Raw genomic sequence first — 18,733 nt, 5'->3', positions numbered from 1 at the left:
TTCGGTCGCTTGTTTGCCATAGCTGGTCCTCCATTTCCTAAACATAGGGGTGGACCCGTTCAAATGGGGAGGCTCAGAAACGCATAGCGGAACTCAAAGGGCTGGCTCAGGCAGGTGAGGATAACTGGAGTTTCGAAGAAGGCTTTTTCAAGTTCTATAACCGGCTTGATGACGCTTCCCGGTCTTGGTCGGAGACGACGCGTAAACGTTATCGTACAAGTCTGCGCGAGATCGCAGCGGTCCTCGACGAGTATTGCGATGATGAAGGGCGTGACCTCGATGAGCTTATGGCATCTGAGAACACGACAGCGGTCGTGTCTGAATTTGTGTCTCGAAGGAGGGATTGTGGAGGCACGGTTGCAACGATCAATCGTGATCTGACGGCATTTGCGAACCGGATGACCGCGATCAAGAATGACGGCTGGATTGAAAAAAATCCTGTGCGCGCATTCGAAAGGCAGGGGATGAAAGAGGTGTTGCCTGACATTATCCTGCCAAAGAAGGAGGCGATTGTGCGCTTGGCGGCAAGGGCTCCCGGCACGTTGACTCATTTTCCGGGCTTTTTGGAGGCGACTGGTGGACGCGTGACGGAAATGGCGATGTTGCAATGGTCGGATATTGTCGGGTTGGAAAATCCGATCGAAGGACACGTGGAAGTGACGTTGCACCACACGAAAGGCGGAAAAGTAAGGGCAATTGAATTGCGGCAAGCTGTAATCGACATCTTGCTCAAAATCCGTCGTTCAAATAGCTCTCCTTATGTGTTTTCGAACAAGACGGACCATGGTTACTACAGAGACCCGTCAAATTTGTTCTGGGAGTACGGGCAAGAAACCGGGTTTGGAGCACGGTTGCATGATCTGAGGCATAAGTTCGCGATTGAGCGTCTCAGAGAGGGCTGGTCTATCTATCGTGTCCAACAATACATTGGCCACGGCTCGGTGCTGACAACCGAGCGGTATTACCTGAGGTATCTGACCCAAGCACAACAGGCAAAGGTCAAATCCGATGGCAACAACGGCTTCCGATGAATTGCGTTGCAACTGACTACAGGAATACAGGAAGGCCCCGCAATTTTGCGGGGCCTTTTTTATCGCAACATCATGCGGCGTTGCCGCCATATGCAATCCCCAGCAACGTGAAGAGAAGGAAAAGGCGGCATAGTTGGTAAACTCAGCGGCTCAAAAAGTGTCATAGTATGACACCTTTTGAGGCCGCGACGTGATATGTGAAGATAGCGCTGCTCGTGCGCCAGTCGAATATAATTCTTTAATATCAGGGAGATAATGGCGGAGAGACAGGGATTCGAACCCTGGGTCCCCGTGAAGGGACAACGGTTTTCGAGACCGCCCCGTTCGACCACTCCGGCACCTCTCCGCGAAGGGTCTGTGAGGCGGTGATTTATCTTTGGTCTGCCTACTGTGCAACCCCTAACTGCCGCTCGTTGTGCATTCTTTTCGCAGCGAAAGAATTTGGGGTGGCGGAAAGTCGCGTAGCGCCTGCTTTTTCAGGTTGTGACTTGAGCTATCGAATTCTCTTTGTTTAGCTCGACATCAGGTTGCACCACTCTGAGAAGCAAACGAAGGACATAAGCAATGGGATATGACAGGCTGATCACCGAAATGAAGCGCTTGCCACAGCAAAGCTATGGTCTCTGTGTGGGCGCAGGGCTTTTTCTAGGTGCGAGCGGGGCGTTTGCTGATGTCACGGGGCCGACGCAGGTTCAGATCGACGCTTTGATGGATGTGATCCTCTTCGATGAAGTTGTTCATGTTCTGGCTGATGAAGGTCAGTCTATGGCTGACGATTTTGTCGCAGCGGGCTACGGCGTTCCGAAACAGGCGTGGGAGGTGATGCTGACGCGTCTCTATGATACAGATGTCATGACCCGTGCGTTTGCGGATGAGATGGCAGCCGCGCTCAAGGGATGCGACGTTGAAAAGATGCTGTCTTTCTATGAGAGTGATCTCGGAAACCGGATCGCGCATCTAGAGCTTGAAACACGCAAGACGCTCTCTTCCGAAGACGCGCAGATGGCGGCGGGCGATGCATGGGCGTCGATTGATCCTGAGACCAAGCGTGCGACGCTGATTGAGGACTATGTGACGGTCAACGATCTCGTGGATATGAATGTCGTGGGCGCGATGAACAGCGATATCGCCTATTATCAGGGGCTGTGGTCCGCAGGCTTCACCTTGGATGAGAATATGAGCGACGACGATATCCTGCGCGAGATCTGGGCGTCCGAGCCGGAAGTGCGTGCGGATGTTGCCGAATGGGTCTACGGGTTCTCGACGGTCGCGTATTCGCAGTTGTCTGATGAAGAATTCGAAAACTATGTCGAGTTTTCGCGGACCGAGGCTGGCCAAGAGCTCAATACGGCCTTGTTTGCGGCCTTCGATGCGGTTTATGAGCATATCTCGCGCGGGCTCGGGGCAGGGACTGCGAAGGTCCTGCAACAGTTTGACGGCGAAGACCTTTGACACTCAGGTAGCCGGGATAAGCTCTAAGAAACACTTGACTTTAGAGGCGTAATTCCGGATATAGCCGCCACCCGGCGGGCCTAACTGGTGCGACCGGGTGATGTCTTTTTGTCTGATCGCTTTTTAAAAGTCCTGACAAATCGATATGTTACATGAAAATCTCGTCCCGAGAGGGGCGCGCCGTTCGAGGCATCTCAACGCCGGAGAATCCCCTGTGGGGGCAGGTCCGGGGCCACAGAACGCGGGTATATCGAAAGGAAGACTGCATGTTTGCGGTTCTGAAAACTGGCGGTAAGCAATACAAAGTGCAGAGCGGCGACGTTCTTCGCGTGGAAAAGCTTGCTGCAGATGCTGGTGAAAAAATCCAGTTCAACGAGATTCTGATGGTTGGTTCCACCATCGGCGCCCCCGTTGTGGAAGGCGCTGCGGTGCAAGCCGAAGTCATCGACCAGATCAAGGGTGAGAAACTCATCCACTACGTCAAGCGTCGTCGTAAGCACTCTTCGCAGCGTAAAAAAGGTCACCGTCAGCAGCTCACGCTGCTCCGCATCACCGACATTCTCGAGTCTGGCGCTGATGCAACTGGTGTCAAAGCTGCTGTTGGTGCCGGTTCCGTTGCTGCTGCTCCGGCTGCTGCACCGAAAGCCGCTGCTGCTGCCGCTCCGGCCGCTGCAGGCGCAGACGATCTGACCGCCATCACCGGTGTGGGTCCGGCTGCTGCGAAGAAACTCGCAGACGCAGGCATCACCACCTTTGCTCAGCTCGCAGCTGTTGACGTCGACACCTTCGACGCCGTCAAAGTGAAAGCCGAGTGGGTTGCACAAGCCAAAGATCTGGCTCAGTAAGTTACGTTAAGGAGAGAACACCATGGCACATAAAAAAGCAGGCGGCTCATCCCGTAACGGTCGCGACTCCGCAGGTCGTCGTCTCGGCGTGAAACTCTACGGTGGTCAGGAAGCAATTGCTGGCAACATCATCGTGCGTCAGCGCGGCACCAAATTCTGGCCGGGCGAAGGCGTTGGTCTTGGTAAAGACCACACCATCTTCGCCACCACGGACGGCAAAGTTGCTTTCCGCAAAGGCCTGAAGAAGCGCACCTTCGTAGACGTGCTTCCGGTCGCTGAAGCAGCCGAATAATCCGCCCGACGGATACAAGATTGAGGGGGATCGGCCATCGCCGGTCCCTTTTCACGTTTTAGAGCGCTGGCCCATATGGCGCTTGAATTGTTTGATAAAATTTGCCCAAATGAGCGTCCGCACGGACGAATATGGCTCCTGCAGTCTCCGAGAAAATGTCACAATTGACGTTTAGACTACGGAGGCGGGCCGCAATCCGATTGGGAGGTCGGTGGCCGCGCGGACCACTCTTTTGGGAGGAAAAGAATGAGAATGGACACGGTAAAAGACAGTCCCGCACAAGCAGTGATCGAAACCGAGCGGTTCGTGATGCGCCCGCCGCGTCACTCTGATGCAGGTCTTCTCAATATGTATGCGAGCGACATTCGCGTCGCGCGCAATTCGCGTTCCTTGCCGCATCCGATGCCGCCGGGGGCGACGGAGGCCTTTATCAGTCGCGCTTTGAAAGAGGACGCGAAGGAAATGGTCTGGATTCTGGACGGTTCCGCGCATGGTTTGTCCGAGGTGCTTGGTGTCATTTCCCTCAAGCCGCTCGATCGCGATCAGAGCGAAGTGGCCTTTTGGGTCGCGCCGAGTTTCTGGGGCACGGGTCTGGCCCGCGCGGCGCTCAAGGCGCTGATCGAGGCAAACCCGCTCAACTCTAACACGATGTTCGCAGAGATTTTCCAAGACAATCAGGCCTCTGCGCGTGTCGTGACAGCCGCAGGCTTTGATTACATCGGTGATGCGGAAACCTATTCCGTCGCCCGTGGTGCGCGCGTGCCGACCTGGACCTATCTGCGCAAGCTGTGAAGACACGCTGCTTCGGCGCACTGATTACGTTTCCGCCCCGTGCTCTCCAAAGTGCGGGGCGTTTCATCGAAATCCGTGATTTCTCATACCAAACAACCTGCATTGAGTTTAACGCTCAGGCGGGCTACATCTGCCCGAAAGCTCCATGTCGGAGCCCTCAAAGGACGAACCTATGAAATTTCTCGATCTCGCCAAGGTTTACATCCGCTCCGGTTCCGGAGGAAACGGCTGTGTTTCCTTCCGCCGCGAGAAGTTTATCGAATACGGCGGGCCGAATGGTGGCGACGGCGGGACCGGCGGCTCTGTGATTGCAGAGGCAGTCGAGGGCCTCAACACGCTCATCGACTTCCGCTATCAGCAGCACTTTTTTGCCCAGAACGGGCAGGGTGGCATGGGCAACAACCGCACTGGTAAGGATGGCAATGACATCATCCTGCGTGTGCCGGCGGGGACCGAAATCCTTGATGAGGACGAGGAAACTGTGATCGCCGATCTGACCGAAGTGGGTGACCGCGTCGTTCTCGCCAAAGGCGGCAACGGTGGCTGGGGCAACGCGCGGTTTAAATCTGCGACAAACCAGGCGCCGGGCAAGGCGAACCCGGGCCAACCGGGTCTGGACCGGACGATCTGGCTCCGCCTCAAACTTATCGCGGATGCAGGCCTTCTGGGGCTGCCGAATGCGGGCAAATCGACCTTCCTGTCGGTGACGTCGAACGCACGACCGAAGATCGCGGATTACCCCTTCACGACATTGCACCCGAACCTCGGGGTGGTCGGCATTGATAATGCGGAATTCGTTGTCGCCGACATTCCGGGCCTGATCGAAGGCGCGTCCGAAGGCCGTGGTCTGGGCGATCTGTTCCTCGGCCACGTGGAGCGCTGCGCGGTTCTGCTGCACCTCGTGGACGGCACGTCGGAGGATGTGGTTGGCGACTATGAGACCATCATCACCGAGATCAGTAACTACAACGAGGTCCTCGGCGACAAGCCTCGGATCACGGTTCTGAACAAAGTCGACAGTTTGCTCGAAGAGGAAATTGACGAGAAACGTCAAGCGCTTGAGGCCGCTTCTGGTGGGCGTGTTTACACTATGTCGGGTGTGTCCCGTGAAGGTGTCGATACCGTTCTGCGCGCGCTCAAAGCGGAGATTTCGATGGATCGCCTGCGCATCAAAAAAGAAGAGCAGGGTGATGAGGACGAAGAGCCGTGGCAACCCTGACCCCGATGACGCTGGACGGTGCTAAACGTGTGGTGATCAAGATCGGCTCGGCCCTGTTGGTCGAGGCCGGTCAATTGCGCGCGGATTGGCTCTCCGGTCTCGCCGAAGATGTCGCCATGCTCCGCAATCGCGGGACGCAGGTGATTTTGGTCTCTTCCGGCTCGATTGCGCTCGGGCGCGGTATACTTTGCCTGCCGACGGGTGAGCTGCCGCTCGAACAATCACAGGCGGCCGCCTCCGTGGGGCAAATCCGCCTCGCGCGCGCCTACCAAGAGGTGCTCGACCCGCATCAGATCACGACCGCGCAGATTTTGCTGACGCTCGAAGATAGCGCCGACCGCCGCCGCTATCTCAATTCGCGTGCGACGTTGGATGCCTTGCTCCGCCTTGGCGTCGTGCCCATCGTGAATGAGAACGACACCGTCGCGACTGATGAAATCCGTTATGGCGATAACGACCGTTTGGCTGCGAATATTGCCGTCACGATCGGGGCGGACCGTCTGATCCTCCTGTCCGACGTCGACGGACTTTACACCGCGAACCCGTCCGTCGATCCGACGGCAAAACATTTGCCTGTCATCGACGACATCACGCCCGAGATTGAGGATATGGCCGGTGATCCGGTGTCCGGCGTCTCCAAAGGCGGGATGAAGACCAAAGTGATGGCTGCGAAGACCTCTGTCGCAGGTGGCTGCGCCATGGCGATCACGGAAGGGTCCAAAATGCGGCCCATTCTCGCGCTTGAACATGGGGCGCGGGTGAGTTGGTTCACGGCGACCGAAGACCCGGATCACGCGCGCAAACGCTGGATCGGGGCGATGAAGCCGAAGGGCGAGATCATGATCGACGCGGGGGCCGTCGCGGCGCTCGCAAAAGGGAAATCCCTTTTGCCAGTGGGTGTCGAGGAAGTGGTCGGCCATTTTGGACGCGGGGAGCCGGTTCTGGTTCTGGGACCAGACGGCGCACGCATCGGTTTGGGCCTCTCGCGCTACACCTCTGACGAAGCCGAGGCGATCAAGGGCGCACATAGCGAAGATATCAAGGCGATCCTGGGCTATCCGGGCCGCGCCGCACTCATTCACAGGGACGATTTGGTGACATGACCGAGATGGATGTGAAACAGACCATGGAAACGCTGGGCAAGCAGGCGAAAGCCGCCGCCCGCATTTTGGCAACGGCCTCTGCGGAGGCGAAAACGACCGCGCTTTTGGCCGCCGCAGACGCGCTCTGGGCGAACCGCGAGGAAATCATTGCCGCGAACGAGAAAGACCTCGCCTTTGGCCGTGACAAGGGCCTCACGGACGCCATGATGGACCGCCTCATGCTCGATGAAACGCGGATTCAGGGCATGGTGGATGGTCTCAAGGCCATCGCTGGCCAGAAAGACCCTGTTGGTGACGTGATTGCGGAGTGGGACCGTCCGAACGGCCTCCACATCAAACGTGTGCGCACGCCACTCGGCGTCATTGGTGTGATCTATGAATCCCGCCCGAACGTGACCGCGGATGCCGGTGCGCTGTGTCTCAAGGCGGGCAATGCCGTGATCCTGCGGGGCGGCTCCGAGAGCTTCCATAGCTCCGGCGCGATCCACGCCTGTCTTGTTGAGGGGCTGAAGGCCGCTGGCCTGCCGGAAGATGCGATCCAGCGCGTGCCGACCCGGGACCGCGCCGCCGTGTCCGAAATGCTCCAGATGACCGACTACATCGACGTGATCGTGCCGCGTGGTGGTAAAGGCCTCGTGGGGCTCGTGCAGCGTGAGGCCCGTGTGCCGGTGTTTGCGCACCTCGAAGGCATCGTGCATGTGTTTGTGGACGCATCTGCAGACCCTGAAAAGGCCATGAACGTGGTTCTGAACGCCAAAACCCGCCGGACGGGGATTTGTGGCGCGGCGGAGTGCCTTTTGATCCACAAGGACATCGCTGAGACGCTCGGGCGTGATCTCATTGCAGCGCTGCGTGAGAAGGGTATCGAAGTGCGCGGCGATGAGGCCGTCATGGCGCTCGTCGATAGCGTGACACCTGCGACCTCCGAGGATTGGGGGCGTGAATACCTCGATAGCATCATCGCGGCCAAAGTCGTGGCGGATATTGATGAGGCGATTGAGCACATCCAGACCTATTCGTCGAGCCACACGGACTGCATCATCTCTGAGGACGATGCCAGCGTGCAAAAGTTCTTCACCCATCTCGACAGTGCGATCCTGATGCACAACAGCTCCACCCAGTTCGCAGATGGTGGCGAATTCGGTATGGGCGCGGAGATCGGGATTGCGACGGGCAAAATGCACGCGCGCGGTCCAGTCGGTGCAGAGCAATTGACGAGCTTCAAATACCTTGTGAGCTCTGACGGCGCGACGCGGGCCTGATCGGTCGCCAAGTGATTGGAAAAGGGGGCTTTGGGGTCCCCTTTTTTTATGCGGTCAGCGCGATGAACTCATCATGCGAGGTGCATTTGATCTGTTTCAGGAGGGCCTCAGCCTGTAGCGGCGCGAGGATGAATTGGATTTCTGACGATTTGATCCCCTCCGGTCCGCTCACAGCGCCCAAGCGGGCGAGGAGTTCAGGCGCGGGGGTAAGCCGTGGTCCCGTCGCGCGGATCTGCCATTGGCCTTGATCGTACTGCACCTTGATCTCCCCGCCACGCGGCAGGGCGGTCTCCACACACATGATCAGAAGGCAGGCGAGTTTGGCTTCTTCTCGCTCAACGTCGCCCTCGGTGGTCCAGTCGTAGGTGAGACGTGTGGTGGAGATGCCTTTGAGGATGTCCATCATCATCGCAGCGGATACTTTTTGACCTTCCGACGCAGATCCAAACGCAATCCGGAAGAATTTCACCCGCGCGTTTGCATTCTCTACGCTTTCGGAGATAAGGCTGAGTTCAGGACCTGCGGTGATGCCTGACATGGTGAGAAGTTCGAGGCCATTGGAGATTGCGCCCACGGGGCTGATCAGATCATGGCAAATGCGCGAGCCGATCATGGCGGCAACGTCGCGTGTCAGGTCATGGGGCATGGTGTCTCCAGAGAACATTTCGAAAAGGGCAGATCATGGACGATCTCAACTCAATGCTTGAACCCGGACAGATGGTCCGTCACCCGACGCAGGCCGATTGGGGGCAAGGGCAGGTGCAGTCGAATATCAACGGAAAGATTACCGTTATGTTTCAACATGCTGGGAAGATCGTCATCGACAGCCGTCGAGTCGCGCTTCTTCCTGTGTTTGACTGAGGTCTCGTCGCCTCCCTTTGGGATTTTCATCTTATGGTCGCAGCCATCTTTGCAAAGAACAACTATAGCGTGCAATCCTTTTTCGCGTTTCGCCCAAGTTGTTGCATGAAGGTAAACAAATCCCTAAAACCCGCGAAAGAATTAGACATCCAAGGCCTTCGATGAGCGTGCTTGAGACGCATTTCCTGCTGAAATTTGCAGAAACCGATGATGACCTGCGCGCCGCGCAGCGTCTGCGGTATCGTGTGTTCGTCGAAGAGCTCGGGTCAGATGGCGAGATGGTGGATCACGAGGCTATGCTTGAGGCCGACCGGTTCGACAATGACTATGAACACCTCATGCTCATTGATCCGACGCGCTCTGTCGATCCACTTGAGCAATGCGTCGGGGTGTATCGTCTCCTCTCCGGCGAAAAAGCTGCGAAGATCGGGCGTTTCTATTCCGAGAGCGAATATGATCTGGCGCCCCTGATCGCGTCCGGACGTCGGCTCCTCGAACTCGGGCGGTCTTGTGTCGCCAAAGAGTATCGTGGCGGCACGGCTCTGTTCGAGATGTGGGCCGGTCTCGCGCGCTATGTGCTTGAAAACGATGTGGATGTTCTGTTCGGGACGGCTTCCTTCTTTGGCGCGGATGTCGCGCCGCATGCGGAGGCTCTCTCTTACCTACATCATCGTCATCTGGCGCCGGAAGCGCTCCGTGCCCGTGCGCTGGAGACGAATTTCCAGACAATGGACCTCGTTGCAGAAGACGCGATTGACCGCAAACGCGCGATGTTCGCCATTCCGCCGCTGATCAAGGCCTATTTGCGCCTCGGCGGCACGGTCGGAGAGGGCGCGTTCGTTGATCACGCGTTCAACACCGTCGATGTGCTTTTGATCCTCGATATGGACAACGTGTCACCGCGCCAGCGCGCGCTCTATACGGGTGGGCGTCGATGAGCCCTCTGTGGGAGAGCCGCATTCCCCCGAGTGAGCCGAAGCCAGCCTCTGGTGGGACGCTGAGGGCAATTCGTCGTGGTGTGCCGATCGTTTTGATGATCGTCGTGTGCATGGTGCTCATGTATTTGACCCGCGCAGTTGAGGCGCTTCTGGTCGGCAAGCGCCGCCCGTGGTCGAGTGTCTTTCCACGGTTTGTCTCCCGCAATGCACTTCGCTTTCTCGGGCTAAAGCTCATCGTCGAAGGTCGCCCGATGACTCATCACGGGGCGGTTGTGGCGAACCATTCAAGCTGGCTCGACATCTTCGTCCTGAACGCGGTTCAGCGGATTTTCTTTGTGTCTAAGGCCGAGGTCGCCAAATGGCCCGGCATCGGGACGATGGCCAAAGCGTCCGGTACTGTGTTTATCAACCGCGACCGCAAAGAGGCCGCGCAGCAGAAGGCGATGTTCGAAGAGCGGCTTCATCTCGGACACAAATTGTTGTTCTTCCCAGAGGGCACCTCTTCAGACAGCCTACGGGTTTTGCCCTTTAAACCAACGCTTTTCGCGGCGTTCTTCGCGCCGGAATTGCGCGATGAGGTCTGGGTGCAGCCCGTCACCGTCCACTACATCTCGCCCGAGGGGGAGGACGTCCGGTTCTACGGCTGGTGGGGTGACATGGAATTCGGCCCGTCGCTCTTGCAGGTTCTCAAAGCCAAACCCCAAGGCGGCGTCCGTGTCATCTTCCACGCGCCGATTGCGATCAAAGACGTGAAAGACCGCAAAGAAATGGCCGCCCGCTGCGAGGCGGCCGTACGGTCAGGTTTGCCGGAAATTCCGGACGATTATCAGGACGCGTGAGGCCTTAGCCCATCGCCGCGATCAGATCGCCGAGGGCTTTCACCGGATCGTTGGTCGACCAGATTTCATCGCCCACGGCGAAGAAGTCGGTGACGGGGGTGAAGGTTTTGACGAGGTCGATGCTCAGCGCGCCTTCTGCGACAACCGGCACTTCGATCATCATCGACCACCACTCGAACAGATCGCGTTCCGCTTTGGTGCCGTCGCCGAGGTCGGTGTCGCCCACGGGACCGAATGCGATGTAATCCGCGCCAATCTCTCCTGAGGTCATGCCGTCATGTTTGGACGCGCCGCAGAAACAGCCGACAATCGCGTCATCGCCGAGCACTTTGCGGACCTTGCGGATAGAGCGGGCGCCATCGGTGAGGTGCACACCGTCGAGGCCGTGACGCTCTGCGAGGGAGACGTGGCTCTCGATCACAATGGCGACGTCGCGGGCGTGGCAGACTTCGCGGCAGGCGTCGGCGGCTTTGCCGAGGGTGTATTCGTCTTTGGACGCCAGAGCGAGACGCACACAGGCCACCTCATGCGCATCGAGCACAGCGGCGAGTTTCGGGGCAAACTCTTCCGGTTCGAACGCGGTCGGTGTCAGGAGATAGATCTGCGGCAGTTCGTTTTGCTCGGACATGGGGCACCTCAGGTGGAGTTTTGCCCGCTATAGCCGAAGCCGTGCGCGGGGGGAAGCCTTGCGAGCATGTGCAAATGCGGCTATCTGCGCGGAAGACCGAAAAGGAGCGCTCTATGTCCGATCTCAAAGGCCCAACCCCTGCAATCATCCTCGTCCGTCCGCAGATGGGGGAGAATATCGGTGGGGCTGCGCGTGCGATGTGGAATTTCGGGCTGGACCGGATGCGCGTCGTCGCTCCCCGCGACGGCTGGCCGAACCAAAAGGCCGTTGCGATGGCCTCGGGCGCGGGGCGTCTGTTGGATGAGGCGGGGCTTTTTGCCAATGTGCGCGATGCGGTGGCCGATTGTGACTATGTGATTGCAACGACGGCGCGGATGCGCGGGATCACCAAGCCGATCATGACCCCCGAACGCGCGATGGAGCACGCTCGTGCGCTCGTTGCAGAGGGCAAGAAAGTCGGCGTCATGTTCGGGCCGGAGCGCGCGGGTCTTGAGAATGAGGACGTGGTTGAGGCGAATGCGATTGTCACCGTGCCGGTCAATCCGGAGTTCGCGTCCCTGAACCTCGCGCAAGCGGTACTCCTCATGTCCTACGAGTGGGGCCGTCAGACGACCGAGGTTGAGCCGGAAGTCATGGAGATGGCGAAAACGGAGTGGGCAGGGCACCTCGAGGTCGAAAAACTCGGCGATCACTATGAAGAAATTCTCGATGAGGCCGGATTCTTCTTCCCTGATCACAAGGCGGAGGGCATGAAGATGAACCTCCGGAACCTATGGTCGCGGATGCCGCTCACCCGTGCGGATGTGCAGATTTTCCACGGTATGATGCGCCAGATGAAGCGCTGGAAGGACCGGAGCTAACGGGCCCTCGAAGCGAAAAGAGAGCGCAGTGCGCTCTCTCCGTAATCCTTATTGACGGATCACGAGGGGATACTGACCCTCGAACGACGGCTTTGACGGATCGGGCTTGGCCTGCGGAACGATCAACAACGTATTCGCCTCCGCAGGCGTGGTCACCGGCGCGAGATAAGTGCCATAGACCCACATCGGAGCCGCACCGGGCGAGGCGATTTGCACCCAGCTGCCTTGCTGCGCGACAGCATTCACCGGCGTGCCGGGTTCGAGAACGGTCACGACATGGTATTCGGTCCCCGGACCAGAGCGGGCATTGAGGTAGCTGCTGCCGACGATGTAATCGGCGCGTGCTTGGGTCTGAACTTGCGTTTGGGCCTGCGCAGCGGTGGCCAGCGGGGCCGCCAGAACGGTAGCGCCCACGAGGGCGGCGGTGATGTTGGTTTTGAGAGGGTTCATAGGATCCTCCTTTCTCTCAGTTCACCCACTCAACGCGCGGCGCTGCGCATTCTGTTCCATATCCGCTCTGTCATGGGCAGAGTTCCGCCTGATCCTGCTTGCCCTTCGGCGCGCGCCTGCCTAGGTTTCACCGAAACAAGATCAAGGGATGCCCCATGGCGCAAAAACGCAGCATTTTCGAAGAGGTCGGAAGCGACGAAAAGGCCCAACCAGCCGCGAAAGGTGGTCTGATCGAAAAGGGGGGCACCGGCGCACGGCGCGGCATTCGCGCGTGGCTCATGGTGATCTTTGCGCTCGTCATGTTGATGATTGCGGTCGGCGGTCTGACACGCCTCACGGATTCCGGTCTCTCGATCACGGAGTGGAAACCTGTCACGGGGGCCGTTCCGCCGCTCGATGAGGCCACATGGGTCGCAGAATTCGAGAAGTATCAGCAAATCCCTGAATACCAGTTGCAGAACGAGGGCATGTCCCTCTCCGAGTTCAAGTCGATCTACTGGTGGGAATGGGGGCATCGCCAACTGGGTCGTGTGATCGGTCTCGTGTGGTTCCTCGGCTATGTCGGCTTTGCGGCTGCGAAAAAGGTCCCGACCGGCTGGCACAAGCGTTTGATCTTTATCGGCGCGCTTGGGGGTTTACAGGGCGCAATCGGCTGGTGGATGGTGTCCTCCGGCCTCGAAGGATCGCGTCTCGATGTGGCGTCCTACCGTCTTGCCACACACCTCGGTCTTGCCTTTGTCATCCTCGGGTTCATCGCGTGGTATGTCTTCCTGCTCGGCCGCTCGGAAGCTGTCTTGATGCAGGCGCGTCGTGCGCGGGATGCGAAACTCTTCGGCATGTCCACCGGACTTCTGCACCTTGCCTTTGTGCAAATCCTGCTTGGCGCGCTTGTTGCGGGGATCGACGCTGGTCGTGGCTACACCGATTGGCCGCTCATGGGCGGGCAGTTCCTGCCGCCGGACCCGTGGGACTATGCCCCGATTTGGCGCAACTTCTTTGAAAATGCGGCGACCGTGCAGTTCATGCACCGCATGGCGGGATATCTGCTGTTCATCTACGGCGTCGTTGTCTGGCTCAAGGGCCGCAAATCGGCGAACCGTGCCACTGCAGGGGCGTTTACGCTCATGATGGCGATGCTGTTCCTGCAGGTGATCCTCGGCATTGTGACGCTCGTGCACGGTGCGCCGCTCGCCCTCGGGATTGCGCACCAGATCGGTGCCGTCGCTCTGTTCGTGACGATTTCTCGCGCGCGCTTCCTGAGCCAATACCCCACATCCCAGTCGGTCCGGGAGGGCCTTTGATACATGTCCGCATATGATGAGTTGATGGCCTTCACCCGAGAGACCGAGGCGCTCAAGGCGATCTCCGGTCGTTTGGGCTGGGATCAGGAAACGGTCATGCCGAAAGGCGCGGCGGAGCAACGTGGTGAGGAACTCGCCGCCATTGAGTCCGTCCTGCATGCCCGTCGCACCGATCCGCGGATTGCGGAGTGGCTGTCAAAGATCGACACGAAGGTGCTCGGCGAGGTCGGTTTGGCCAAACTGCGCCATATCCGTCAGTCCTATGACCGCAACACCAAAGTGCCCGCGAAACTTGCCGCCGAGATTGCGCGCGTGACCTCGGTGGCCCAAGGCGTCTGGGCCGAGGCCCGCGCGCGCGATGATTTCGCCCATTTCGCGCCCACGTTCAAAGAGGTCGTGCGTCTGCGTCGTGAAGAGGCCGCAGCGCTCGCCGCTGGCACAGATCACGATCTCTGGGACGCGCTCCATCAGGATTACGAGCCGGGTTCGTCCGGTGCGGAACTCGATCAGATGTTCGGTGCCCTTCGTCCGCGTCTCGTGGCGCTGCGTGACAAAATCCTCGGGGCCGACACGCCGAAGGGCCTCGAAGGCACCTTTGATGAAGACAAACAAATGGCGCTGACCGAAGGTCTCGCCGCCGCGTTCGGCTATGACTTTGCACATGGGCGCATTGATAAGGCCGTGCACCCGTTCTCGTCCGGTGGCGGTCTCGACGTGCGCATCACCACACGCACCAACCCCGAAGACCCGTTCAACTCCATCTATTCGACGATCCATGAGGTCGGGCATGCCTGCTATGAGCAGAACATCTCCCGCGACTACCTCCTGACGCCACTGGGCGAGGGCGTGTCTATGGGCGTGCACGAGAGCCAGTCGCGGATCTATGAGAACCAGCTTGGCCGCTCGCGTGCCTTCACCACCTACCTGTTCGGCCAGATGCAGGAGACCTTTGGCGATCTCGGGATCGACACGCCTGAGGCCTTCTTTGCCGCTGTGAACCGTGTGACGCCGGGCTATATCCGCACGGAGTCTGACGAGGTCCAATACAACCTCCACGTCCTCCTGCGCTTTGACCTCGAACGTCAGATCATTGGGGGCAGCCTAGAGGTCGATGATCTTCCCGAAGCCTGGGATGCGCGGTTCGAGGCGGACTTCGGGCGCAAAGTCGATAAGATTTCCAATGGTTGCCTGCAGGACGTTCATTGGCCGGTGGGTCTGTTCGGCTACTTCCCGACCTACTCGCTGGGCAACGTCTATGCCGGCTGTCTGCATCAGGCGCTACGCGCAGACCTGCCGAAGCTCGATGCGGCTCTGGAGTCAGGGGACACAACACCCGCGACCGGATGGCTCAAAGAGAAGGTACAGAAATACGGCGGCTTGCGTGAGCCGCGTGACACCATCGTCCATGCCTGTGGATTTGAACCGACCGAGGTGCCGCTTCTCGACTATCTCGAAGAGAAGTTCGGCTCCATCTACGGGTTCTGATGCAAAACGTCATGGATCAGGCCGCGCTCGAGCGGTTCATCGCAGAAGAGTTCCGCGAGGTTGCGGGGCTTTTGTCTGTCGATGAGGTGACAGAGCAGAGCGTGACGCTCCGGCTTGATCCAGACGATGCGCACTTGCGGCCCGGCGGCACTGTGTCCGGGCCGACGATGTTCCTTTTGGCGGATGTCGCGATCTATCTCGCCATTCTAGCGAAGATCGGGCCGGTGGCGTTGGCCGTGACGACGAACGCGCATATCGATTTCATGCGAAAGCCGCAGGCTGGTGTGCCGCTTTTGGGGGAGGCGTCTCTGCTCAAACTTGGGCGCAGCCTCGCGGTCGGGCAGGTGATGATCCGCAATCCGGAAAGCGATGCGATCCTCGCGCACGCGTCGATGACCTATTCCATCCCGCCGACGCGTTAGAGCGCCTGACGCGCCACAAACCACGGCGCACATTTGGCGCGGATGTAGGGCCAGAGCGACGGGCAGCCGCGGCTGATTTTGGCCCCGACCCGTGTGTCGAGTTGGTGCAGCTTCACGTCATAGGTCCGCCATGAGCCGCCGTCATCCGCAAGGTTGTGCATGACGGGCTGACAGCGGTCGATGGATTTCGCATAGACGGCGGTGGGTGTTTCTGCCGCTTCGAACTCATCCCAGATCGCGCGAAAGGACTTGGACTGATCTCCTGGCAGGAGGCCAAAGAGACGCTCCGCCGCTTTGAGTTCGGCCTCTTCCTGTGCTTTCACAGCTTCCTCTGAGACCGCGCCGTGGATCGGAGTGTCGCCTGCGTCCACTTCGACAATATCATGCAAAAGCAGCATCTTGAGCGCCAAACTTACATCAACACCTTCACTTGCATGATCGGCCAAAGTGAGCGCGTAGAGCATGATGTGCCACGAATGCTCACCCGTATTCTCGCGGCGCGATCCGTCGGCAATGGGGGTGGCACGGAGGACGGATTTGAGCTTGTCCGCCTCGCACCAAAACGCAAAGCGCTGCGCCATCTTCGGATCGGTCGGCTCATCATAAAACGCGGCCTTCGTAAAATCGAACAGCACCGGCAGAATGTCTTTGGCTTTGACCGCCCGTCCACGAGCGAGGTTGCCGCCGACGATTTCAATCTCTTCGTCGATCTGCTGCGGAGCGCCGATGCTTTGGAGCGCGGGGGCGAGGAAATCGACGGATTTCGCAAAGCGTGCCGTCGGGCTTTCCATTGCTTCGAACTCCGCCCAAATCGCGCGGAACTCAGTTTCAAGATCGTCTGGCAAGAGGCCGTAAATCCGGTCAGCAGCTGCCAGTTCGCGCGCGCGGATGTCGTCCGTGTCGTAGAGAATGTGGATCGGGTGGTCGCCCGCGTCCACCTCAACAATGTCGTGCAGGATCAGCATTTTGATCGCAAGATCAAGGTTGACACCGTCGCCCGCCAGCGGGGCGCAGAGCAGGGCGAGCAAACAGGCGTGCCAGCTATGTTCGGCGGAATTCTCGAACCGACTGCGATTCATGAGCTGGTTCGCGCGCTCCACCGTTTTGAGCCGGTCGGCCTCCATGAGAAAGGCGTATTGGGCGTCTAGTCGGGTGGTCGCGTCAATGTCAGTCATTAGTATTCGATGTCGTCTTCTGCCCCGGGGGGCGGTGCGGATGGCGCGACGCCCTCTCGGGCCTCGGCAAGCCGTTTCTGGAGGTAGTCACGGGCGCGTTTCTCGGCGAGACGCACCCGCGCTGCTGTCATGAAGGCTTCCTGGGTTGTCACGGAAGAGGCGCCAATCACACGCGCGACATCCTGAATGAGCTGCTCATCTTGGATAATGTCGATTGCGTCGATCGTGTCTTTCGCCAACTGGTCGGCGAGTTCTTCCATAATCCCCATGGGAATTGGCCCTCTTAGCGTGTGTTCTCGGTCAGGCGGCGGCGCACGTAGCTGTCGACGGTTCCGATCATCTCATCCATGTGCGGATCTTCAAAGAAGTGACCTGCGCCCTCGATTTCCTCGTGGGTGATGGTGATGCCCTTCTGCTCATGGAGTTTGTTCACGAGCACATGGGTATCTTTCGGCGGTGCGACGCGGTCGGCGGTGCCGTTGATGATGAGACCGGAGGACGGGCAGGGCGCGAGGAACGAGAAGTCGTACATGTTCGCAGGCGGTGCGACGGAGATGAATCCGGTGATTTCCGGACGGCGCATCAAGAGCTGCATGCCGATCCATGCGCCGAAGGAAAAGCCCGCGACCCAGCAATGTTTCGCGTTCGGGTTCATCGACTGGAGATAGTCGAGTGCGGATGCTGCATCAGATAGTTCACCCACTCCCTGATCATATTCGCCCTGCGAACGGCCCACGCCACGGAAGTTGAACCGCAGAACGGTGAAGCCCATTTTGTGGAATGCATAGTGCAGGTTGTAGACGACGCGGTTGTTCATCGTTCCGCCAAATTGCGGATGCGGATGAAGGATAATCGCGATGGGGGCGTCTTTCTGGGCTTGGGGGTGATAGCGGCCTTCGAGCCGGCCTTCAGGGCCGGGAAAAATCACTTCGGGCATCTTTGTCCCATTCTCCTCATGTCGCTCGCGGTCGCCGATCCAGTTTGCGCGCTCCATAAATACTGGAGATGGATGGGTCCGGGCGGCTTTTTCTCTTCTTGCGCTTTATTGCCGTCATTCTTGCGCTCAATACTTGACGGAATTGCTCGGGATATTTAGAAGCATTCTAAATTGACCGAAAGCAAAGTATACGCGGGTGATACGGAGGTAAGGCCCTATCGCGTGCGCGTCAATGCATTGCATCGGTTTTGAGTCGTTTATTGGGTCTGAAACCACGTCATTTTTCGGGGAAGAGGCGAAATGGATGTGGTTTGTGGCCCGCACAGAGAAGGGGGACGGGAATGAAGCTGTCGACGAAAGGACGTTACGCCATGGTGGCGCTTGTCGATCTGGCCTTGTTGCCGGATGGCAATCTGTTGTCATTGGCAGAGATTTCAAAACGTCAGGACATCTCCCTGCCGTATCTGGAGCAGTTGTTTGTGAAACTGCGTCGTGCGGAGCTGGTTGAATCCGTGCGCGGGCCAGGTGGCGGTTACAAACTCGCGAAAGCGGCGTCTGAAATCCGTGTCTCCGACATTTTGGGGGCTGTGGATGAAACAGTTTCCGCGCTGCACACTGGTGCGGGCGCGTCTGGCGGTGTCTCTGGCTCTCGGGCGCAAAGCATGACCAACCGCCTGTGGGAAGGTCTGTCAGCGCATGTCTACGTGTTCCTGCACCAGACCCGCCTCTCTGACGTCGTGCGCAATGAGTTGCGCCCCTGTCCTGCGGTGCCGAACCTCTTTGCCGTTGTGGATGAAGAGTGACGCCCGCCTTTTGAGTATTTGAGCCAAGAAGAAGAGTT

22 protein-coding genes and 1 tRNA gene are annotated in these 18,733 nt (G+C 58.7%); 16 read left to right on the top strand and 7 right to left on the bottom strand.

Annotation, left to right across the window (positions count from 1 at the left end):
* Window positions 1-398: 398 nt before the first annotated feature.
* The gene (locus LA304_RS10455; protein ID WP_224503079.1) at window positions 399-1,031 is read left to right on the top strand and encodes a tyrosine-type recombinase/integrase; all 633 of its coding nucleotides are present in this window, start codon (window positions 399-401) and stop codon (window positions 1,029-1,031) included.
* A 256-nt stretch (window positions 1,032-1,287) separates the two neighbouring features.
* Here the strand turns inward: LA304_RS10455 and LA304_RS10450 are convergent.
* Window positions 1,288-1,377, bottom strand: a tRNA-Ser gene (locus LA304_RS10450).
* A 218-nt stretch (window positions 1,378-1,595) separates the two neighbouring features.
* Here LA304_RS10450 and LA304_RS10445 point away from each other — a divergent pair.
* The 7 genes from LA304_RS10445 (at window position 1,596) to LA304_RS10415 (ending at window position 7,996) form a co-directional block, all read left to right on the top strand.
* Window positions 1,596-2,483: a hypothetical protein gene (locus LA304_RS10445; protein ID WP_224503078.1), complete on the top strand. Its 888-nt coding sequence runs from the start codon at window positions 1,596-1,598 to the stop codon at window positions 2,481-2,483.
* Window positions 2,484-2,749: 266 nt separating this feature from the next.
* On the top strand, window positions 2,750-3,328 hold the full coding sequence (locus LA304_RS10440; RefSeq protein ID WP_224503077.1) for a 50S ribosomal protein L21: 579 nt from the start codon (window positions 2,750-2,752) through the stop codon (window positions 3,326-3,328).
* A 22-nt stretch (window positions 3,329-3,350) separates the two neighbouring features.
* Complete coding sequence (rpmA, locus tag LA304_RS10435) at window positions 3,351-3,620, top strand: 50S ribosomal protein L27 (protein ID WP_224503076.1); 270 nt, start codon at window positions 3,351-3,353, stop codon at window positions 3,618-3,620.
* A gap of 246 nt (window positions 3,621-3,866) precedes the next feature.
* Window positions 3,867-4,412: a GNAT family N-acetyltransferase gene (locus tag LA304_RS10430; protein ID WP_224503075.1), complete on the top strand. Its 546-nt coding sequence runs from the start codon at window positions 3,867-3,869 to the stop codon at window positions 4,410-4,412.
* Between the two features lie 172 nt (window positions 4,413-4,584).
* Complete coding sequence (gene obgE / locus LA304_RS10425; protein WP_224503074.1) at window positions 4,585-5,631, top strand: GTPase ObgE; 1,047 nt, start codon at window positions 4,585-4,587, stop codon at window positions 5,629-5,631.
* On the top strand, window positions 5,619-6,734 hold the full coding sequence (proB, locus tag LA304_RS10420; protein ID WP_396022183.1) for a glutamate 5-kinase: 1,116 nt from the start codon (window positions 5,619-5,621) through the stop codon (window positions 6,732-6,734). Before obgE ends, proB begins: the two co-directional genes overlap by 13 nt.
* Window positions 6,731-7,996 carry a glutamate-5-semialdehyde dehydrogenase gene (locus LA304_RS10415; RefSeq protein WP_224503073.1) on the top strand — a complete coding sequence of 422 codons (1,266 nt, stop codon included), beginning with the start codon at window positions 6,731-6,733 and terminating at the stop codon, window positions 7,994-7,996. Before proB ends, LA304_RS10415 begins: the two co-directional genes overlap by 4 nt.
* Window positions 7,997-8,042: 46 nt before the next feature.
* Here LA304_RS10415 and LA304_RS10410 read toward each other — a convergent pair whose 3' ends face one another.
* Window positions 8,043-8,642 (bottom strand): histidine phosphotransferase family protein, encoded by a 600-nt coding sequence (locus LA304_RS10410; protein ID WP_224503072.1) that lies wholly within the window; start codon window positions 8,640-8,642, stop codon window positions 8,043-8,045.
* Between the two features lie 35 nt (window positions 8,643-8,677).
* On the opposite strand from LA304_RS10410, the gene LA304_RS10405 reads away from it, so the two are divergent.
* The 3 genes from LA304_RS10405 (at window position 8,678) to LA304_RS10395 (ending at window position 10,634) form a co-directional block, all read left to right on the top strand.
* Window positions 8,678-8,857 (top strand): DUF3553 domain-containing protein, encoded by a 180-nt coding sequence (locus tag LA304_RS10405; protein ID WP_224503071.1) that lies wholly within the window; start codon window positions 8,678-8,680, stop codon window positions 8,855-8,857.
* Between the two features lie 161 nt (window positions 8,858-9,018).
* Window positions 9,019-9,795, top strand: a complete 777-nt coding sequence (locus tag LA304_RS10400; RefSeq protein WP_224503070.1) for a GNAT family N-acetyltransferase — start codon at window positions 9,019-9,021, stop codon at window positions 9,793-9,795.
* Complete coding sequence (locus LA304_RS10395) at window positions 9,792-10,634, top strand: lysophospholipid acyltransferase family protein (protein WP_224503069.1); 843 nt, start codon at window positions 9,792-9,794, stop codon at window positions 10,632-10,634. The genes LA304_RS10400 and LA304_RS10395 overlap by 4 nt, the downstream gene beginning before the upstream one ends.
* A 4-nt stretch (window positions 10,635-10,638) precedes the next feature.
* Here LA304_RS10395 and LA304_RS10390 read toward each other — a convergent pair whose 3' ends face one another.
* Window positions 10,639-11,262, bottom strand: coding sequence for a thiamine phosphate synthase (locus LA304_RS10390; protein WP_224503068.1), 624 nt, complete (start codon window positions 11,260-11,262; stop codon window positions 10,639-10,641).
* A 113-nt stretch (window positions 11,263-11,375) separates the two neighbouring features.
* On the opposite strand from LA304_RS10390, the gene LA304_RS10385 reads away from it, so the two are divergent.
* A complete protein-coding gene (locus LA304_RS10385; RefSeq protein ID WP_224503067.1) occupies window positions 11,376-12,122 on the top strand; it encodes an RNA methyltransferase in 747 nt (248 codons plus the stop codon).
* 48 nt (window positions 12,123-12,170) lie between these two features.
* Here LA304_RS10385 and LA304_RS10380 read toward each other — a convergent pair whose 3' ends face one another.
* Entirely contained in the window at window positions 12,171-12,572 is a 402-nt protein-coding gene (locus LA304_RS10380) for an SH3 domain-containing protein (RefSeq protein ID WP_224503066.1), read from the bottom strand.
* A 155-nt stretch (window positions 12,573-12,727) separates the two neighbouring features.
* Between LA304_RS10380 and ctaA the strand changes: the two genes are divergently transcribed.
* From ctaA to LA304_RS10365, 3 genes are read left to right on the top strand one after another with little or no spacing between them, the layout of a single operon-like run.
* Entirely contained in the window at window positions 12,728-13,873 is a 1,146-nt protein-coding gene (ctaA, locus tag LA304_RS10375; protein WP_224503065.1) for a heme A synthase, read from the top strand.
* Window positions 13,874-13,876: 3 nt separating this feature from the next.
* The gene (locus LA304_RS10370; protein ID WP_224503064.1) at window positions 13,877-15,358 is read left to right on the top strand and encodes a carboxypeptidase M32; all 1,482 of its coding nucleotides are present in this window, start codon (window positions 13,877-13,879) and stop codon (window positions 15,356-15,358) included.
* Window positions 15,358-15,780, top strand: a complete 423-nt coding sequence (locus LA304_RS10365; protein ID WP_224503063.1) for a PaaI family thioesterase — start codon at window positions 15,358-15,360, stop codon at window positions 15,778-15,780. The genes LA304_RS10370 and LA304_RS10365 overlap by 1 nt, the downstream gene beginning before the upstream one ends.
* Here the strand turns inward: LA304_RS10365 and LA304_RS10360 are convergent.
* The 3 genes from LA304_RS10360 to LA304_RS10350 are packed head-to-tail and all read right to left on the bottom strand — an operon-like array spanning window position 15,777 to window position 17,892.
* The gene (locus LA304_RS10360; protein ID WP_224503062.1) at window positions 15,777-16,955 is read right to left on the bottom strand and encodes an HD domain-containing protein; all 1,179 of its coding nucleotides are present in this window, start codon (window positions 16,953-16,955) and stop codon (window positions 15,777-15,779) included. The genes LA304_RS10365 and LA304_RS10360 overlap by 4 nt on opposite strands.
* Window positions 16,955-17,224 (bottom strand): hypothetical protein, encoded by a 270-nt coding sequence (locus tag LA304_RS10355; protein WP_224503061.1) that lies wholly within the window; start codon window positions 17,222-17,224, stop codon window positions 16,955-16,957. The genes LA304_RS10360 and LA304_RS10355 overlap by 1 nt, the downstream gene beginning before the upstream one ends.
* A gap of 14 nt (window positions 17,225-17,238) precedes the next feature.
* A complete protein-coding gene (locus LA304_RS10350; protein ID WP_224503060.1) occupies window positions 17,239-17,892 on the bottom strand; it encodes an alpha/beta hydrolase in 654 nt (217 codons plus the stop codon).
* A 341-nt stretch (window positions 17,893-18,233) separates the two neighbouring features.
* Here LA304_RS10350 and iscR point away from each other — a divergent pair, with 341 nt between their 5' ends.
* Window positions 18,234-18,695, top strand: a complete 462-nt coding sequence (iscR, locus tag LA304_RS10345) for a Fe-S cluster assembly transcriptional regulator IscR (RefSeq protein WP_224503059.1) — start codon at window positions 18,234-18,236, stop codon at window positions 18,693-18,695.
* Window positions 18,696-18,733: the final 38 nt, after the last annotated feature.

It is taken from the genome of Celeribacter litoreus, from assembly GCF_020165855.1.
Lineage (GTDB): Bacteria > Pseudomonadota > Alphaproteobacteria > Rhodobacterales > Rhodobacteraceae > Celeribacter > Celeribacter litoreus.
This window is presented reverse-complemented; position numbering and strand designations above follow the sequence as displayed.

What these genes read in the sequence shown, in the direction of transcription:
- LA304_RS10400 (WP_224503070.1), top strand. Translation starts at nt 9,019, where the DNA reads ATGAGCGTGCTTGAGACGCATTTCCTGCTGAAATTTGCAGAAACCGAT.
- LA304_RS10395 (WP_224503069.1), top strand. Translation starts at nt 9,792, where the DNA reads ATGAGCCCTCTGTGGGAGAGCCGCATTCCCCCGAGTGAGCCGAAGCCA.
- LA304_RS10410 (WP_224503072.1), bottom strand. Translation starts at nt 8,642, where the DNA reads ATGCCCCATGACCTGACACGCGACGTTGCCGCCATGATCGGCTCGCGC.
- LA304_RS10390 (WP_224503068.1), bottom strand. Translation starts at nt 11,262, where the DNA reads ATGTCCGAGCAAAACGAACTGCCGCAGATCTATCTCCTGACACCGACC.
- LA304_RS10370 (WP_224503064.1), top strand. Translation starts at nt 13,877, where the DNA reads ATGTCCGCATATGATGAGTTGATGGCCTTCACCCGAGAGACCGAGGCG.
- rpmA (WP_224503076.1), top strand. Translation starts at nt 3,351, where the DNA reads ATGGCACATAAAAAAGCAGGCGGCTCATCCCGTAACGGTCGCGACTCC.
- ctaA (WP_224503065.1), top strand. Translation starts at nt 12,728, where the DNA reads ATGGCGCAAAAACGCAGCATTTTCGAAGAGGTCGGAAGCGACGAAAAG.
- LA304_RS10430 (WP_224503075.1), top strand. Translation starts at nt 3,867, where the DNA reads ATGAGAATGGACACGGTAAAAGACAGTCCCGCACAAGCAGTGATCGAA.
- LA304_RS10405 (WP_224503071.1), top strand. Translation starts at nt 8,678, where the DNA reads ATGGACGATCTCAACTCAATGCTTGAACCCGGACAGATGGTCCGTCAC.
- iscR (WP_224503059.1), top strand. Translation starts at nt 18,234, where the DNA reads ATGAAGCTGTCGACGAAAGGACGTTACGCCATGGTGGCGCTTGTCGAT.
- LA304_RS10350 (WP_224503060.1), bottom strand. Translation starts at nt 17,892, where the DNA reads ATGCCCGAAGTGATTTTTCCCGGCCCTGAAGGCCGGCTCGAAGGCCGC.
- LA304_RS10385 (WP_224503067.1), top strand. Translation starts at nt 11,376, where the DNA reads ATGTCCGATCTCAAAGGCCCAACCCCTGCAATCATCCTCGTCCGTCCG.
- LA304_RS10360 (WP_224503062.1), bottom strand. Translation starts at nt 16,955, where the DNA reads ATGACTGACATTGACGCGACCACCCGACTAGACGCCCAATACGCCTTT.
- LA304_RS10415 (WP_224503073.1), top strand. Translation starts at nt 6,731, where the DNA reads ATGACCGAGATGGATGTGAAACAGACCATGGAAACGCTGGGCAAGCAG.
- LA304_RS10455 (WP_224503079.1), top strand. Translation starts at nt 399, where the DNA reads ATGACCGCGATCAAGAATGACGGCTGGATTGAAAAAAATCCTGTGCGC.
- LA304_RS10445 (WP_224503078.1), top strand. Translation starts at nt 1,596, where the DNA reads ATGGGATATGACAGGCTGATCACCGAAATGAAGCGCTTGCCACAGCAA.
- obgE (WP_224503074.1), top strand. Translation starts at nt 4,585, where the DNA reads ATGAAATTTCTCGATCTCGCCAAGGTTTACATCCGCTCCGGTTCCGGA.
- LA304_RS10380 (WP_224503066.1), bottom strand. Translation starts at nt 12,572, where the DNA reads ATGAACCCTCTCAAAACCAACATCACCGCCGCCCTCGTGGGCGCTACC.
- LA304_RS10440 (WP_224503077.1), top strand. Translation starts at nt 2,750, where the DNA reads ATGTTTGCGGTTCTGAAAACTGGCGGTAAGCAATACAAAGTGCAGAGC.
- LA304_RS10355 (WP_224503061.1), bottom strand. Translation starts at nt 17,224, where the DNA reads ATGGGGATTATGGAAGAACTCGCCGACCAGTTGGCGAAAGACACGATC.
- LA304_RS10365 (WP_224503063.1), top strand. Translation starts at nt 15,358, where the DNA reads ATGCAAAACGTCATGGATCAGGCCGCGCTCGAGCGGTTCATCGCAGAA.